General features: G+C 65.0%; 14 protein-coding genes. 8 read left to right on the forward strand and 6 right to left on the reverse strand.

The annotated features are described in order from the left end of the window. Window positions 1-145 precede the first annotated feature (145 nt). Window positions 146-679: a pyridoxamine 5'-phosphate oxidase family protein gene (locus ACFQGD_RS06350; protein ID WP_345405707.1), complete on the forward strand. Its 534-nt coding sequence runs from the start codon at window positions 146-148 to the stop codon at window positions 677-679. Window positions 680-710: 31 nt separating this feature from the next. Next, window positions 711-2,054 (forward strand): cytochrome P450, encoded by a 1,344-nt coding sequence (locus tag ACFQGD_RS06355; protein WP_345405710.1) that lies wholly within the window; start codon window positions 711-713, stop codon window positions 2,052-2,054. Between the two features lie 126 nt (window positions 2,055-2,180). Here ACFQGD_RS06355 and ACFQGD_RS06360 read toward each other — a convergent pair whose 3' ends face one another. Then, window positions 2,181-2,723: an EF-hand domain-containing protein gene (locus ACFQGD_RS06360; RefSeq protein WP_345405713.1), complete on the reverse strand. Its 543-nt coding sequence runs from the start codon at window positions 2,721-2,723 to the stop codon at window positions 2,181-2,183. A gap of 295 nt (window positions 2,724-3,018) precedes the next feature. On the opposite strand from ACFQGD_RS06360, the gene ACFQGD_RS06365 reads away from it, so the two are divergent. Next, a complete protein-coding gene (locus ACFQGD_RS06365) occupies window positions 3,019-4,647 on the forward strand; it encodes a DHA2 family efflux MFS transporter permease subunit (RefSeq protein WP_345405716.1) in 1,629 nt (542 codons plus the stop codon). 35 nt (window positions 4,648-4,682) lie between these two features. Here the strand turns inward: ACFQGD_RS06365 and ACFQGD_RS06370 are convergent, their stop codons facing one another. Continuing rightward, window positions 4,683-5,396 carry a DUF899 family protein gene (locus ACFQGD_RS06370; RefSeq protein WP_345405719.1) on the reverse strand — a complete coding sequence of 238 codons (714 nt, stop codon included), beginning with the start codon at window positions 5,394-5,396 and terminating at the stop codon, window positions 4,683-4,685. A 278-nt stretch (window positions 5,397-5,674) separates the two neighbouring features. Between ACFQGD_RS06370 and ACFQGD_RS06375 the strand changes: the two genes are divergently transcribed. The 3 genes from ACFQGD_RS06375 to ACFQGD_RS06385 are packed head-to-tail and all read left to right on the forward strand — an operon-like array spanning window position 5,675 to window position 7,673. Next, window positions 5,675-6,538, forward strand: a complete 864-nt coding sequence (locus ACFQGD_RS06375) for a formylglycine-generating enzyme family protein (RefSeq protein WP_345405722.1) — start codon at window positions 5,675-5,677, stop codon at window positions 6,536-6,538. Between the two features lie 2 nt (window positions 6,539-6,540). Then, window positions 6,541-6,822 carry a MoaD/ThiS family protein gene (locus ACFQGD_RS06380; protein ID WP_345405725.1) on the forward strand — a complete coding sequence of 94 codons (282 nt, stop codon included), beginning with the start codon at window positions 6,541-6,543 and terminating at the stop codon, window positions 6,820-6,822. Then, on the forward strand, window positions 6,822-7,673 hold the full coding sequence (locus ACFQGD_RS06385; protein WP_345405728.1) for a class I SAM-dependent methyltransferase: 852 nt from the start codon (window positions 6,822-6,824) through the stop codon (window positions 7,671-7,673). Before ACFQGD_RS06380 ends, ACFQGD_RS06385 begins: the two co-directional genes overlap by 1 nt. A gap of 16 nt (window positions 7,674-7,689) precedes the next feature. Here ACFQGD_RS06385 and ACFQGD_RS06390 read toward each other — a convergent pair whose 3' ends face one another. The 4 genes from ACFQGD_RS06390 to ACFQGD_RS06405 all read right to left on the reverse strand — a co-directional run bounded on the left by ACFQGD_RS06390 (window position 7,690) and on the right by ACFQGD_RS06405 (window position 13,176). Then, window positions 7,690-8,691, reverse strand: coding sequence for an aldo/keto reductase (locus ACFQGD_RS06390; RefSeq protein WP_345405731.1), 1,002 nt, complete (start codon window positions 8,689-8,691; stop codon window positions 7,690-7,692). Between the two features lie 10 nt (window positions 8,692-8,701). Next, window positions 8,702-9,919, reverse strand: a complete 1,218-nt coding sequence (locus tag ACFQGD_RS06395; protein WP_345405734.1) for a hypothetical protein — start codon at window positions 9,917-9,919, stop codon at window positions 8,702-8,704. After that, complete coding sequence (locus ACFQGD_RS06400; RefSeq protein ID WP_345405737.1) at window positions 9,920-11,662, reverse strand: hypothetical protein; 1,743 nt, start codon at window positions 11,660-11,662, stop codon at window positions 9,920-9,922. A 299-nt stretch (window positions 11,663-11,961) separates the two neighbouring features. Continuing rightward, entirely contained in the window at window positions 11,962-13,176 is a 1,215-nt protein-coding gene (locus ACFQGD_RS06405; protein ID WP_345405740.1) for a DUF885 domain-containing protein, read from the reverse strand. Between the two features lie 203 nt (window positions 13,177-13,379). Between ACFQGD_RS06405 and ACFQGD_RS06410 the strand changes: the two genes are divergently transcribed. Both ACFQGD_RS06410 and ACFQGD_RS06415 read left to right on the forward strand, forming a co-directional pair. Then, window positions 13,380-14,138, forward strand: a complete 759-nt coding sequence (locus tag ACFQGD_RS06410; RefSeq protein WP_345405743.1) for a crotonobetainyl-CoA--carnitine CoA-transferase — start codon at window positions 13,380-13,382, stop codon at window positions 14,136-14,138. After that, window positions 14,135-15,418 carry an aminotransferase class V-fold PLP-dependent enzyme gene (locus ACFQGD_RS06415; protein ID WP_345405746.1) on the forward strand — a complete coding sequence of 428 codons (1,284 nt, stop codon included), beginning with the start codon at window positions 14,135-14,137 and terminating at the stop codon, window positions 15,416-15,418. The genes ACFQGD_RS06410 and ACFQGD_RS06415 overlap by 4 nt, the downstream gene beginning before the upstream one ends. The last annotated feature ends 1 nt before the right edge of the window (window position 15,419 follow it).

Below are 15,419 nucleotides of genomic sequence, written 5' to 3' on the forward strand. Positions count from 1 at the left end.
CGCTATCCGATCGTCGTGATCGATAAAATGCCAGCTCAAGATAGATGTATGCCCCGTACTGACCGGTTATCAACTTCGAGTATCAGCATAGTCAGTAATAGAACATGTAGTCATATAGCGGGATCGCGTACTACACTTGGCGACCATGACGACGACTACCGGCTTCAGCACCAGTGTCCGGTTCGCCGAGCTTCGTGAGGACTTTCTGCGGTTGACAGCGGAGATCGGTTGGTGCACGGCGGCCACTGTGGACAGACATGGCCGACCGAGGAGCAGAGTGTTGCACGTGTCGTGGGAGATCAGCGACGGCCTGCCGATCGGATGGGTGAGCACGTCGAAGTCCCCCATCAAGACCGCACATCTTGCCCATAATCCGTATCTGTCCTGCGGTTACTGGAGTGCCACGCATAACGCGGTCTTCGCGGACTGCCGTGCGTCCTGGGTCGACGACGACGCCGGGAAGCATCACGTGTGGGAGCTTGTAGCCACGGAAGCCGCGGAGCGTGGGTTCGACGCGTACGACGTATGGCCGGAAGGGCACGTCGATCCTCAGTTCCAGGTATTGCGGCTCGAACCGTGGCGCATCCAGATCACGCTGCCCGACCTGGCCAACGGAAAGACGATCAGCTCGTCTCGGGTCTGGCATGCCCCTGGCACGTCCACGGTCACGTCCGTTTGATTGTCGATTACTGGAGAGGCGGCGTACGAAAGTGACGAACACGCTTCGCGAGCCGGTGATGGCCGATGGTCGGCTGCCGCTGCTGGGACATGGGTTGCGGATGAAGCGAGCTCCTGGAGACTTCCTGCTCTCGCTGCAGAACGGCGATGCCGTCTCGATGATCCAGCTTGGTCGCGAGACGGCGTATGTGCTCAACGACCCCGAACTCATCCGGCAGGCGTTGCGCGATACCGAGACGTTCATCAGGGGTGGCCCCGTCACGGAACGGTTCCGCGCGATGTTCGGAAACGGCCTCGGTATCTCAGAGGGTGAGTTCCACCGCCGTCAGCGGGCCATCATCCAGCCGGCGTTTCATCGCAACAAGATCATCGAGTATGCGGGAATCTCCAGTGAGATCGCCGACGACTACACCAAACGCTGGCGTGACGGCGAACGTGTCGCCGTCGACGAGGAGATGGACAGTCTCGCGCTCGCCAACGTGATCCGGGTGATGTTCTCGGCGGACACCGGTATCGACCAGACACGGTTCATGTCGGCCGTCTCGACTGTGCTTGGCGGGCTCTTTCAGCGGGTCGCGGACTCGACCGGCCTGATCACCGCGCTACCCACCCCGGCCAACCGTCGTTACCGGAGGTCCGAGGAGTACCTGCGGCGCACCATCCATGATGTGATCAGCGCGTACCGAGCCGCTGATGTCGACCACGGCGACTTGCTGTCGATGATGATGTTCGCGCGCGACGAATCCGGCGAACCGGCGATGAGCGATCAGCAGTTGCATGACGAAGTGATGACGTTCTTCATCGCGGGCAGCAACACCATCAGCAATACGTTGGCGTGGGCCTGTCACGAGATCGCCACCCATCCCGATGTCGAGCGTGCCATGCACGCCGAGGTTGACGAGGTCCTCGGGGGCAGGCCCGCGGCACACGATGATCTCGCGAACCTGACATACACGAGGCGTGTGATCACCGAGACGCTCCGGTACCGTACCCAAGGGCTGTTCCTGAGCAGGGTGACGGCCTTGGACACCGAGATCGGTGGGTACGCCATTCCCGAGGGCGCGACGGTGCTCTACAGTTTCCATGCCCTCAATCACAATCCGGCTATTCATCCGCGTCCAGGCCAGTTCGACCCGGACCGGTGGGAGCCGGAACGCGCGAAGTCGATTCCACGCGGCGCCTTCATGCCATTCAGCATCGGCACCCACGGCTGCATCGGTGACCAGCTCGCATGGACGGAAATGGTCATCACGTTGGCCACGATCGCGACCCGGTGGCGATTGACGTCCGTTCCTGGTCACGTGCCCCAGCCGAAGCTGGCCATCACGATGCCGGTTGACTCGCTCCCCATGATCGCGCATCGGCGCGTGTCCTGATCGATCGCGATCGCGGGAGGATATCCCGCGTCGGTGGCGTCGTCGAGGCACGTCTGGTGCGCGGCGTGGTGGACCTCGAAGCCTGAGCTATGGTCCACCACGCCGCGCTCGGCATGAGCCGCTTCGCTACAGATCGCCGGCGATGAGGTTGCCAGGCGCGTTCGGGTCGTCGCTGAGATAGAATTCCCGCGCCGCTTGTGCGTACTGCTCCCCTGTGACGTAGCCGTCGCGGTCTGTATCGAGGGTGTCGAACGCCGATTGAGTTTCTTCCGGGGACATGCCCGACTTGCTCTGCGCCGCCATCATCTCCGGCATGGTGATCTTACCGTCGCGATCCTTGTCGGCGACGTCGAACACCGCCAGGCTGAATGGGATCGCGGCGTTCTCGACGAAGTCGGGGAAATCTGGTTTGGTGCCCCACTCGACCCATTCGCTGAGCGTGACACGTTTGATGCCGTCCGCGCCGGTCGATCCCCGCATCTCGCGCCACATCGCGTGTGCTCGGCCGTGAATCTGTCGCCACTCAGCCGAGTTTGGTGCCACCTCGTATACGTCACACCAAATCTGCGCCATAGCGGTGATGTCCAGCTCGTCAATCACACCGTCTTGGTCAACGTCAAAGGAGGCGAACACTTTCGCGAGCTTCCGTTGGAGCAGGTCCGTCGACATCGTGCGGTTTCCTCTCGGAGCGAATCGGTGCTGTCGTGCGGATCGCGCCATCGGTAGTGCGCTACGCGCGCTTACTACCGACAATCCGGATGAAACTATATCATAATTTAGTGAGATTGATCAGGTTCGATGCGCGCACATCGACGCCGTCGATTCGAGGTCATGCCGCGTTTCACTCCGTCGCCGCGAGCGTCCTGTTGACATCGTCATGATCGACTGTGTATAGGTTCGTGTAGTTAGCTGCCATGGTCCATGTGTCGCGGACGAGCTGAGCGCATGAGGGGGAACCTAGGTTATGGATGAGCACGCCTCCGGCGAGACCGCATCGGGAACGGCGAGCTCGGTTGACGAGGGAACTGGATCGTCATCGGGCAAACTGTGGCTCGGGCTGCTCGCGCTGGCGTTGTCCGCGACGATGCACGGCGTCGATGCGCTGGTCGTCATCGTCGCCATACCGACGATCAGCGAGGACTTGGACGCCGGCCTCGCGGGACTACACTGGGTGACGGCCGGGTACTTGCTGGCCTACGCCGCGATGCTGATCACGGCGGGCAAGCTGGGTGATCGGTACGGCCAGCGACGGGTATTCGTCGCTGGCATGGTTGGCTTCATGATCAGCTCGGCGATGGCGGGTCTTGCCGGCTCCATCGATCTACTGATCGCGTGGCGGGTCGTGCAGGGTGCGTGCGGGGCCGCGATGCTGGCGAGCGGGCTGGCCATCATCAGGCTGATCTTCCCCGAGAACAAGCTCAAGGTGGCTGTCGGCATTTTCACCGGCGTCTTCGCGCTCTCGTCGGCGGGCGGGCCATTCGTTGGTGGGGTTGTCGTGGAGTATGCCGACTGGCGCTGGGCGTTCTTCATCAATGTCATCGGTGGTGCGATCACTCTCGTGCTGGTCGCGTTGCTTATCCCTCGAATTTCGCCGCATGATGCCCGTCGCGGGCTTGATATCGGCGGCATGGTGTTGATCGCCGTCGCGCTGCTCGGGCTGGTGCTTGGCATCAACCAGGCACCAGCGGCGGGCTGGTTCGGCACGGTTCCGTTGGTGTGTTTCGCGATCGCGCTGGTGTTCGTCGCCGGGTTTATTGTCCACGAGCGCCGCACCCCTGAACCGTTGATCCCACTGCGACTGTTCCGCTCGCGGACCTTCGTCACTGGCAACTTGCTGCTGCTTGTCGGCGCCGGACTGATGTTCGGTTTCTGGTTCCACCTGTCGATCTTCCTGCAGAACGTGCAGGGCGCTGGACCGTTGCTCACGGGGCTCAAACTGCTGCCCATCGCCGCGGTTGGCGTGCTGGCCGCACCGATCGGCGGGGCGCTGAATCAGAAGGTGGGTCCGAGGCCACCGCTGCTGGCCGGAGCGTTGCTGTTCGTTCTTGGCTTGTACGGCCTGTCTCGGATCTCGCCGGACGCTGGCTACCATTCCATCTGGCCGTATCTGATCGCGCTCGGCATCAGTGTCAGCTTCATCGTGCCCATCGCCACCGAGGCGATCATCGCGAGCGCGCCGAAGCGGTTGGCTGGCGTGGCGTCTGGCTTCGGCGAGACGATGGGCAGCCTTGGTCCCGCGCTAGGGGTGGCAACACTCGGCACGATCGTGACATTCTTCGTCAGGGACGACCTGGCGGAAGGGCTCGCCGCCGCCGGGGTGTCCCCCGGAACGGTGGACCGGGTGTTGGCTGACGCCGACGGCATCGCTCAGGGTGCGGTCGCGGTTCCGCCTGGAACGCCCGACTCGACCGGCTCCGTCATCGCGGAGCAGGCCCGAGCCGCGTTCACGGACGGCCTGACATCGACGTCGCTGGTCGCGATCGTGTTGGTTGTCGTGTGCCTTCCGTTGATCCTGCTGGTCAAGCCGACGACGGCAGCCGGCGATGACGAAGCCAGCGATGACGAGACGACGACGGCCTCGTCGACTGGCTGACCTGGCTGCCCCGGCTGGCCGTCGGTGGCGCGGCCTCAGTGCGCCCGTTGTGCGCCCGCGTAGGAGTTCGCCGCGTACCAGTCCCCCCTGCCGGATGGCAGCAGGTCGAGCAGGTTCCACACGGGAGACAACAGGTCGATGCCACGCTCGTCGTTGTCGAGGAAGTTCGCTGGCTGACTGTAGAAGTGGCGGACGCCATCGCCATCCTTCGTGAACACGCTGATGACGGGTCGCTGCCCGCCGTGGGCGCGCTCGACGTTGAGGTCGGCGTTGAAGCTGGTGTCGTGGCTGGACAGAATCCGAAGCCCATGCCAGCCACGCCGCAGCGCCCATGCCCGGAGCTTGGGTAACGGTGCCTTGCCTACGACGGCGAAGGAGACGTGCTGCGCGATGTGGTGCGCCACGCCATGGAAGCCGTCAACCCACAACGAGCACATGGGACACGCCTCATCGTCGTCGGGATGGAACATCAAGTGATAGATGACGAGCGTTTCGTACTCGCCGAAGAGCTCGCTGAGGTTCGTCGTTGTCGTCGGCTCTGGCCTGCCAAGGTCACGGTGACCTTCGGCGAAGGTGTAGTCGGGCAGCGAGGTGCCCTGGGGTAGTTTCCTTCGCAGCGCCGCGACTTCCTCGATCTGGTCGCGGAGCCGACGCTCCGCTTTACCAAGCTCGATCCGGGCGTCGATGTACTCCGCGCTCGCCGCCGCCGGCCACATCGGCTCCATGTTGGCCGCGTCCATCTCGTCCATGGCGGTATAGCCTCCTTCGCGGTTGTGGGTCCTGGGTACCGTCGCAAGCTAGATTCGCGGGTGGCACGACGCAAGCGGACATGCGGTCCGCTTGTCGAAAAGCAAGTGAGGTTCCCTGGTCGGGTGCCGTGCCGACTCAGGCGATGGGCCGGAAACCGACGCGGGAAACCATCGAAGTTCCAGGGTCATACCACCCTGTCGACGCAGTTCGTTTCCGGGATTTTACGTATATACTCTTATAGTGAGTTTGACGTCCCTGCGGTGATGGGTTGCTGCCGATGGGTGAGATGGTGTTCGTCCCTGGGGGAACGTTCTCGCAGGGGTCGCCCCCGTGGATGCTTTCCTGGCTCGCCGAGGAAGGGCAGGCGTTCCCGCCGGAGTGGTTCGGCGATGAGATGCCGCAGCGGGAAGTGTCCGTGCGAGGGTTTTGGATGGACCGTCATCCGGTAACGGTCGCCGAGTTCGGTGCGTTCGTCGACAGCACCGGTTACCGGACGGATGCCGAGCACGCGGGCCATGGAATCGTGTATCGGCGTTACTGGGAGGAAGCCAGCGGGGCCTGCTGGTACCGGCCAGCGGGAATCGGAAGCGGCATCGAAGGCTACGAGGATCATCCTGTCGTGCATATCTCGTGGCGGGACGCCAACGCGTACGCCAGATGGGCGGGGAAGCGCCTGCCGACGGAGAGTGAGTGGGAGTACGCGGCCCGGGGTAAGGAATTCCGCATCTGGCCGTGGGGTGATACCTGGAACGCCGGTAACGCGAACACCGCTGAGCTGCACGCGGGTTCGCTGTACTCGCTCGGACAGTGGCGTGACTGGTGGAAATCGGTGCTGTCACACCATGGGCCGATGCCGCAAACCCTACCGGTCGGCAGTTTCGCGGTCAGGGGCGATTCGGTGTTCGGCTGTGCCGACATGGCGGGCAACGTGTACGAGTGGAACGCCACGCTCGCCACGTTGTACGACGATGAGTCCACATGCGACGCGACATTGCGCACGATCATGGGACGTTACCGCGTCATCAGGGGAGGCTCGTGGATGAACTTCAGGTACCAGGTTCGCTGTAGCGAACGGATGTACGGTGATCCCGACGGCTGGTCGAACTTCGCCGTCGGCTTTCGGTGCGCGAAGGATGCCTGACCATGGAGGGCAACGGTGTGACAAAGATCGTGCTGTCCTCTGCGTGGACACAGGGTGGGCGAACCGAGTTCGCCAGTGAGTCCGGCAGCCTGACCGACGTCATCAAGGGCTTCGCGGCGGCTCATCCGCAATACCGGTACCGGTTGCTTGATCACGACGGCGAGCCGTTCGGCTACTTCAACGTGTTCGTCGACGACCAGCTGGTGCGGGCGAGCGAACGGTCGGGCGCGGTGGTGTCTCCCGGCAGCACGGTCACCATCGTGCCGCCGCTGGCTGGTGGCTGATGCGTGATGCGGCTTGGCTAGCACCCGAGAAGCGACATATCGACGCCTGGGTTGAGTGGCAGGAAGCGCCGTGGGGGCGGCTGCGCTACCGGCTGGTGAGCCACACCCTCAGTTATGCTCTCCGCGGTCTGGGGGCACGGTGCCGGGTACTCGACATCGGCGGTGGGGACGGTGCCGACAGCGTGCCGCTCGCGGCACACGGCCACGACGTGACGGTCCTCGACAAGTCGGAAGAGCTGCTGGCGCGCGCGGCCGAGCGAACGGGAGGAAGGCTTGCCGGGCGTGTCCGCACGGTGCGTGCGGACCTGGACGAGTTGGCAGGGCGTGAACCGCTCGTCGCGATGCGCGACGTCGGGGCAGGCTACGACCTCGTGCTGTGTCATAACGTGTTGCAGTACCGTCCCGATCTCGCCGGTACGGTGAACACCGTGGTGCGCGCGGCGCGTCCGGGTGGCGTGGTGTCACTGCTCTCGCCAAATCCCGCGATGGACGTCCTCACGACGGCCGTGCGTCGATGCGACCCGGCCAATGCGGCGGACCTGCTTGACGCGGAAACGGTTCGTTCGGTGACGTTCGAGCGGGACATGCTACGGGTCGACGCCGACGATGTCGCGCGGGCCCTCGCCGCGTCGGCATGCGTCGTGACCCACCGCTTTGGCATCCGCTGCGTCACCGATCTGATCGCGGATGACGAGCGCAAGCGCGATCCAGCGTTCTTCGCCGAACTGGAGCGGCTCGAACTGGCGCTGTGCGAGCGGGAGCCGTTCGTCCGCATGGCGCGCTACTGGCAGCTGCTCGCGGTCAGGGGTAAGGGTGACGACCCGGTGCGGAACGCCGAACGCGAGCGGTGACAGGGCAACGCGTCGTTCAGCTCAGCCACGCGTGCGGCCCTTGACCACCCGCGCCGACCGGGGGGAACAATGATTCGAGGGTCGTGGTGGTCGCCTCGTCGAGTGGGTTCGCCAGCGCGCGCAAGGCGTCGTCGATGTGGTCCGTGGTCCGTGGGCCGATTACGACGCCGGTCACCCCCTGCCGTGCCAGCGTCCAGGCGAGACCAACCTCGGCGGGGGACCTGCCGATGTTCGCGCAGTGTGCTTCGTAGCGTTCGATCGCATCGTGGTGGATCTCGAGCGCGGGGACCGCCCTGCCCTGTGCTGACTTCACGGCCGTGCCAGCGGCGAGCTTTCCTATGACACCACCGAGCAGGCCGCCGTGCAGCGGCGACCAGGCGAAGACTCCCACACCGTATGCCTCCGCCGCGGGAATCACCTCGAGCTCGGCGTGCCGGGTGACGAGGTTGTACAGGCACTGCTCGGAAACGATGCCGAGTGCCTGCCTGCGGTGTGCGGCTTCCTGCGCCGCGGCGATACGCCATCCCGCGAAGTTCGAGGAACCGACGTAACGGATCTTGCCCTGCGCGACCAAGGTGTCCATCGCCTGCCATATCTCGTCCCAGCTCGCGGCGTCGTCGGCGCGGTGCATCTGGTAGAGGTCGATCCAATCGGTGCCGAGCCGCCGCAACGACGCGTCGCACGCGGCGATGATGTGCCGCGCGGAAAGCCCCTGGTCGTTCGGCCCGTCGGTGACCGGGTTGCCGACCTTGGTGGCGAGCACGATCTCGTCTCGCATCGACGGCCGGTCGGCGAGCCACCGGCCGATCAGCTCCTCGGTGAACCCTTTGTGGACGCGCCAGCCGTACATGTTCGCCGTGTCGACGATGTTGATGCCACGCTCGATGGCATAGTCGAGCAGCCGCCTGGCATCAGGCTCGTCCACCCTGCCGCCGAAGTTGACGGTGCCGAGGCAGAGCCTGCTGACGGTGAGACCGGTACGTCCCAGCTTGGTGAGCGAACCCGTAGGCTGCGTCATCCACTACTCCTCATCGCGATGATGTGTCCTGGAGCGGGTTGCTGATGGGGACAACGGAGCCGCCAGGCAACCAGCTCGCGTGATGGGTGTGGTGCTCGAATGGCTGTGTCAGGCTCGCCGACGCGTACATCCTGACCGTCTCCTCGGCTGGATCGTCGCGATCCTCGCGCCAGGCGAGGTAGCCGCCCGTGGATGGCGGAACGGCGAAGCCGTCGGTTCCCGCCGCCGTCAGGTAGCGCAACGCCGGTTTGTCCATCGCAGGGTAACGCAGCGGGATGACCTGTCCGGCCGGCGGCGTGAGTAGTCCTGGGGTGAGCAACCACGGTGCCAAGTAGGTGCCGTGGGAACGCAACGTTCCGGTGGCGAGGTCGTTGACCGCGGCATCCGCCGCCTCCCACCCCGCCACGACGACGGCGGGAATCGGTCGCGCCGGGCACCCGCTCCGCTTCGACAGCAGTCCGGCGCAGACGCGGATGCCGTGGCGTTCGCTCGCCGAGCGCACTATGTCCTCGGCAGCGGCTGATCGGGGCGAGTCGTCCCCGACCAGCCTGACCATCTCATGCCCTCTGTCCGAGATGAACCGCATCGCCTCGCGCAGCGCCGCGGCGTCCGCGTCGCCGAGCCGTCCGCTGGGACACTGGTTCGGTGGCGTTTTGTCCGCGAGCAACGCGCCATGCGCGAGGCTGAGGCACTCCGGTCCGTCCGGCCCGGCGAAGCCGACATCGGCGGGCGCGGTATCGCCGGGTGAAATGGGAACTTCCACGATGTCATCGCCACGGCTGAGCCATAGGGTCTCCGTGTCCTTGCGCAGTCGCACGGTCGCCCACCCGTAGCCCGCGCCCGGCCGGGACGTCGTGGCCCGCAACCGCTCCCGGTCCAGTCCGATCAGGACTCCTTTCCGTGAGATATGCACGAGGTTCACACCGGGCCGGTGGGGAGCGATCACGACGCCGACCCGCTCGCCACCCAGGCTGATCTGGGTGCCGTAGGGAACACCGGGCTCCGGGGCGTGGGTGTCGCTACCGACAAGATAGGTAGCGACACCCGTGAGCATGGCCGCGGTGAGCGTCAGGGCCACCATGCTGGGAGAGCGCCGGTGACGCCGAGCTCGGCCGCGCGGCACAAGCACTCCCAGGGCGACGACGGCGCAGCCGAGCGCGATGGCGACCGCGAGCACGGCACCATTTCCCGTGCTCGACGGGACCAAGCCGTGCGCCACACTGGTCATTTAGCGTACGTCTTTGTCCGCGACCGCGAACAGCACGCCGTGCGGGAGTGCCGCGCCCGTAGCGCCGTGCGGCCACTGGGTTCGGTTGAAGTTGAGGCAGCGTTCCCCGGTGTGCTCGTCGCGGAACGAGGTGTCAGGGCTGAGCCTGCCCGAACCGCTCACGTTGGTCATGCAGACCCGGTTGTTCCCGCTGAGCGGGGTCGCCGAGACGAAGAAGTTCGTCGACACGATCCGCCTGCCACGGTCCGACTCGCGGTAGTACCCGTGTTTGCCCTTGCGGAAGTTGTCTAGCGCCGCCCAGTGCGGTCCGCCGGTCGTCCTGTCGATGATGGGCACCGCGTTGACAAGGCTCGGGCAGTCCGACTCGTCGCCGCCCTCTGTCGTCTCCCTGATCTGATCGATGTGGCAGCGAGGGTCCGCGCCGGACGCGAGCAACGCTTGAACGTCGAGTGTATAGATCATGCCGGCGTGGGTGTTGGGTTCGGGCGAGCCTTGGCCGGGGAACATGACGGTGTGGAAGAGGAACCGGTCGTCGCGGCTCAGCGCGAGCCAGCTGCCGCCGTCGGCGGCGCTGGTCGGGGTGTTCTCCGGGTAGATCGACTTGAACGCGGTGGCATCGTCGAAGACCTCTCGCCACTCTGGATCGTCCACCATGATGTCCGGCGTGTAGTAGACCGCGCCCATGCCAGTCGCCGCGAAGGCACCCCTGTGGTGCGGCTGGTGGGTGACGGCGGGCTCCATCGCGAGCAGGCCCTCGCGCGTGTAGGGGTTGTCCTGACGCGGGCCGTCCGGCAGGTAGCTCACATTCAGCAGCTTCGGCCGTGCGCGGTCGCTGATGTCGAAGATCCGGACCGTCTTCCGCTGAATGTTGGGGTCAGGTACCTGACCGCTCACGACATGGCGCACCTCCACGAAGTCGCTCGTGATCATCCGGTCGAGGTCCTCGCGGACCGCGATACCGTGCGGGTTGGCGCAAGTGGGTTCTGGTAGGGCGGGTTCGTTCGGGCAATGCCGAGGATCCTCGCCGCCCGCCTTGGCGGCTGGTGCCTCGCTGAGGACGGTGCCGTCGTCGCTCAGCCGGACGACCTCGCCAGGGGAACCGGCCGGTCCGTTGCCGACCCGAGTCTGGCCGTCGGTGTACGTGCATGGGCCCGCGACGTCGGGGCCACCCATCCATGTTCCGTACGCCGTGCCGTCGTTGAGCACGGCGAAGGCATCAGGCGCGGTGCCGCATGGGGTGTCATGCGGCAATGTGATGCCGCTCAAGGTGACCTTGGGAAGCTCGCTGACATCGAAGACGAAGACGGTGTCACTGAGCAGACCACCCGCGTACACCTTGTTGCCCTTATGCCAGGAGTACTGCATGTGGTGCGGTTCGTTGGCGAAGATCGAGTCGATGGTCACGGTGTTGACCACCTTGCCGTAGGTGGGGCCCCGCGTGGCGTCCACGACGGCGAGGAAATCGGGGTCAGGAGCGCCGTCGGCGCCGCTCTCCTCATCACCGGTCCAGACGAGCAGCCACTCGTGGCGTCGTCCGTCTCCTCCGACGTGCCAGTCCCGGGTGATGTGGTTGGTGATGCTGTAGGTCTTGCCGTCAGATCCAGTGACAGCGGACTGGATTCGTTCCACACCGGCGCCAGCGGCCGGAAGTGCGCTCGCGATACTCGTCGTTCCGATCAGCAGCGCTGAAGCCGCTATGCCGGCCAGCCGCTTGACAATTCTGGGTGACCCCGAGAGGGACATGGCAAGCTCCTAGTTCGCAGTCGGTTCGATGCGCTAATACACCGGGACCTCTAGTCGTGGTTGGGAACTTCGCTGCGGCGGCCGCTGGCGACGAAGCATACTATATGTTTATTAACTGTCAACGGCCGCAATTCACATGGTGAGATGGTGGTACGGTGTCCAGCTTTATTCGATATGACACCGAATATCTTCAACAAGCCCGGATGCTGAGCGTTCACCAACAGCGGATGTTGATTGAAAATTCATTACGAAGATGGCGAGGTATTGCGAATATTCGCTCGCCGCGTTCGCCGCGTGGTTCAGGTGGCGCTGCCTGCCAGCTGCTCCCGTAGGGACGATGGCACGAACGGCTCGCGCAGCAACCGCCGGTAGCGGTCCCTGACGGTGGCGTGGTCCGCGGTATCTATCTCGAGCCAGCGTGATACGAGCCGCGTGCCCTCGATATAGCTCACGGTGTACGCACGCCACAGTGGGTCGGTCAGGAACCGGACCATGTGGTGCGCGCGGTCATCGGGCAGCAGCAGCCACCTGCCGAGATACGCGGCGGTCGCGTCGGCATCCCAGCCGTGGTCGTGCAGTAGCAGTGCGGCGTCCTGCCGTGCGGGCAGGAGCCTCGCCCAGAGCCGGTGTAGCCGCTCGATCATCTCGCCCTCGATGTGGATGCCGTACTCGGCGAGCACGGTAGACGTCCACCGTCCCCAACCGTCGCCGAGCAGCGCGCGGTGGGCGACCTCGGCCATTCCCTCTGACACGAGGCATTGCGGTGTGTTGACGAGTGAGATGACGTGTTCCACCTCGCCGCGCCGCGTCACCAGCTCGGCTTCCTTCACGCAGTGCTCGGCATGATGTCCCGGATACGCCTCGTGCGTGGCGAGCAAGGGGAGTGCCGCGAGGTTCTTGCCCGCATCGACGTTTAGCGTGATGGTCGACCGGAAACCGCCGTGGTACAGGTTGAACGCGTGCCATGGCTTGTCCCGCACCAGCTCGTAGGTCACTCCCTCGCCGTCAGGTAGGTGTACCAATTCGCTGACGCGCTCGCGTAGCGCGTCGGAGACGGCGCGCACCGCTCGGTGGAGCTGATGTTCGGGGATGGTGTTGCGGGCCGTGAATTCCGCCAGTCTCGCACGCAGATCGCCGGTGCCAGGCAGTAGCTCGTGGATCTCGTCGTGCACGCTCTGGTACTCGTCCGCGTCGCCAGTGCTCACGTCGACGTCGAAGTAGGCTCGTGCCTCCGTCGTGAACGGCATGGGCTCCCCCACCAGCCGCCTTGCCGTGCACTCCAGCGCGACCACCTGTGCTCCAAGGTAGCGCCTGCGGGAGGGAGAGAGTCCGCTATCGGCAAGCCGCTCGCGTAGTTCGGTCGCGTCCCGAACCAGCTCGGGTGGCGTGCGTGGCCGCGTCGCCGCGGTTTCGCCGAGCGCGGGATCACCGAACCAGCTGTCGACGAACCCGGGCACATGTTCACCGATGCGGAGCCCGAGCAGCAGGTAATCCCGCACCGCCTGCTCCGTCACATGCCCTCCCGCCGGAAGATCGACTATAGCTCCATGAACTTATCTGAAATCGGGTGCGGTGGGCAAGGCGCCGAGTCTTAGCCTGCGAAAACTCCTTACATAGCCAAGGAAACCGGCTTGTTCGCGAATCAGTGACTGCGTTCCCGCGAGGATGTATGCTTCAATAAGATGTAGCGATAGCGAAGGGGTGGGAGTGCGAGAACTTGGAGCATCAGCGCATCACGACCCGTTGGCTGGCCGCTACCGCGCAGCGGTATCTCGACGACGCTGTCACCGAACTGGACCACGACCTGTCCATCGCCCGGCTCGCCGGGCTGCGGGTCCGGTTCGACCCAGGTTTCGCCACGGAGGTGGCCGCCGCCTTCGAGCGTGCCCCGGCGTTCAGCGCGGAGCACACCGTCAGGAACGGGTATGACGTGCTGAAGCGGGAAAGCCGCCTCCAGTACGATGCCATCGTCGACAGCGGGATACACGTCGAACCGTGGCACGGAGATGGGCAGCCGTACCGCGACTCTCGCCAGCTGTACACCGAGGTTCGGCGCTCAGGCACGCTGCGGGTGTTACTGACGCGCGACAGCCATGGGCCTGGGCCGGTAACCGGTCACCATCCGATGCGGGAGCCCGCCGGTGTCACCGCGCGTGGCGTTCCCCTTACCTACAACGACGTGTTCCGGGTCGTCCATGACATTTTCGGGCACGTGATGTTCGGTCACGGCTTCGGCCCACGCGGTGAGTTCAAGGCCGCCTACTGCCACATGCGGATGTACTCACCACAGGCGCATCCCGTGCTCTTCGCGGAACACGTTGGTCAGATCTGCTGGTTCTTCTTTGGTCCGTACGCGAGCCGTCACGGTCGCGTGCCGCCCGACAGGAGGCCGTATCCCGAGCAGAAGATCATCGCCTTGGAACGACGCTATCTGGACGCGTTCCACCGCATGTTCGACGTAGAGGAGTCAGCATGACCCACACCCGCGAACCGGTGCTCCAGGACGATCCCGTTCCCACGACCATCAGGGACCAGTTCCCGATACTTCACCGAGGTGATGGCGACCCACTCGTATACCTCGACAACGCGGCGACCACGCAGAAGCCGCAAGCCGTACTCGACGCGATCACGACCTATTACACGACGGTGAACAGCAACGTCGGGCGCGGCTACCACACGCTCGGCCTCACCGCGACCGACCGTTATGAGGACGCGCGCGAGACCGTTCGAGCGGCCATCGGCGCGGCGCGCGCTGACGAGATCGTCTTCGCGGCCAGCTGCACCGCGGCGACCAACCTGCTCGCCGAGACCATCGGGAGGCGGTTGGTTGGCCCTGGCGACCAGGTCGTCATCACCGGTATGGAACACAACAGCAACCTGCTGCCCTGGCGGCGGTTGTGTGAGACGACCGGCGCGGAGCTCGTCGTTGTACCTGTCGGCGCTGATGGCCGTGTCGCCGAGGCTGACTTCGCGGCCGCGATGGGCGAGCGCGTGCGGATAGCCGCGATCGCCCATGTGTCCAACGTGCTCGGCACGGTCAACCCGGTGGCGGACATGGTCGCGCGGGCACGTGAGTACGGCGTGGTGACCGTAGTCGATGGTGCGCAAGCGGTCGCGCATCGAGAGGTTGACGTGACGGCACTCGGCGTGGACTTCTACACCTTCTCGGCGCACAAGATGTACGGACCGATGGGCATCGGTGTCCTCTATGGCAAGTGGGACCTGCTCGGAGACCTCCCGCCGCATCACGTTGGCGGTGGCACGGTGAAGGCCGTCAGCCACGCCGAACCGGTGCGGTACGTCGGCGTGCCAGCGAGGTTGGAAGCGGGCACACCAAACGTGGCTGGCGCGATCGGTCTCGCGGCGGCCTTTGACTTTCTCCGTGACCTTGATCGTGACCGCGTCCGCGCACACGACGCGATGCTTACCAGAGCGGTCGTTGACGCGGTTGATGACCTCGACGCGGTTCGCGTCGTCGGCGACCCGGGGAAGGACCCATGCGGGATCGTGTCACTCGTCGTCGATGGGATCCATCCCTACGATGTCGGCTCCCATCTCGACGCGCACGGCATCGCGGTGCGCTGCGGCGTGCATTGCGCTAGCACCTTCCTCGACAGCATGGACATGGTCGGCACGGTGCGGCTGTCGTTCGCCATCTACAACACCGTCGACGAGATCGAGCGGGTGCGCGCCGCGCTGCGCACGGTGCGCCCCGGGTTCTGGACCGCGGAGCACCCCAACACCCGCTTCCTGTGAC

It is taken from the genome of Haloechinothrix salitolerans (assembly GCF_042662605.1).
Lineage (GTDB): Bacteria > Actinomycetota > Actinomycetes > Mycobacteriales > Pseudonocardiaceae > Haloechinothrix_A > Haloechinothrix_A salitolerans.

Coding starts and splice junctions, on each gene's coding strand:
- ACFQGD_RS06385 (WP_345405728.1), top strand. CDS start 6,822: ATGCGTGATGCGGCTTGGCTAGCACCCGAGAAGCGACATATCGACGCC.
- ACFQGD_RS06415 (WP_345405746.1), top strand. CDS start 14,135: ATGACCCACACCCGCGAACCGGTGCTCCAGGACGATCCCGTTCCCACG.
- ACFQGD_RS06380 (WP_345405725.1), top strand. CDS start 6,541: ATGGAGGGCAACGGTGTGACAAAGATCGTGCTGTCCTCTGCGTGGACA.
- ACFQGD_RS06400 (WP_345405737.1), bottom strand. CDS start 11,662: ATGTCCCTCTCGGGGTCACCCAGAATTGTCAAGCGGCTGGCCGGCATA.
- ACFQGD_RS06370 (WP_345405719.1), bottom strand. CDS start 5,396: ATGGACGAGATGGACGCGGCCAACATGGAGCCGATGTGGCCGGCGGCG.
- ACFQGD_RS06395 (WP_345405734.1), bottom strand. CDS start 9,919: ATGACCAGTGTGGCGCACGGCTTGGTCCCGTCGAGCACGGGAAATGGT.
- ACFQGD_RS06350 (WP_345405707.1), top strand. CDS start 146: ATGACGACGACTACCGGCTTCAGCACCAGTGTCCGGTTCGCCGAGCTT.
- ACFQGD_RS06365 (WP_345405716.1), top strand. CDS start 3,019: ATGGATGAGCACGCCTCCGGCGAGACCGCATCGGGAACGGCGAGCTCG.
- ACFQGD_RS06375 (WP_345405722.1), top strand. CDS start 5,675: ATGGGTGAGATGGTGTTCGTCCCTGGGGGAACGTTCTCGCAGGGGTCG.
- ACFQGD_RS06360 (WP_345405713.1), bottom strand. CDS start 2,723: ATGTCGACGGACCTGCTCCAACGGAAGCTCGCGAAAGTGTTCGCCTCC.
- ACFQGD_RS06390 (WP_345405731.1), bottom strand. CDS start 8,691: ATGACGCAGCCTACGGGTTCGCTCACCAAGCTGGGACGTACCGGTCTC.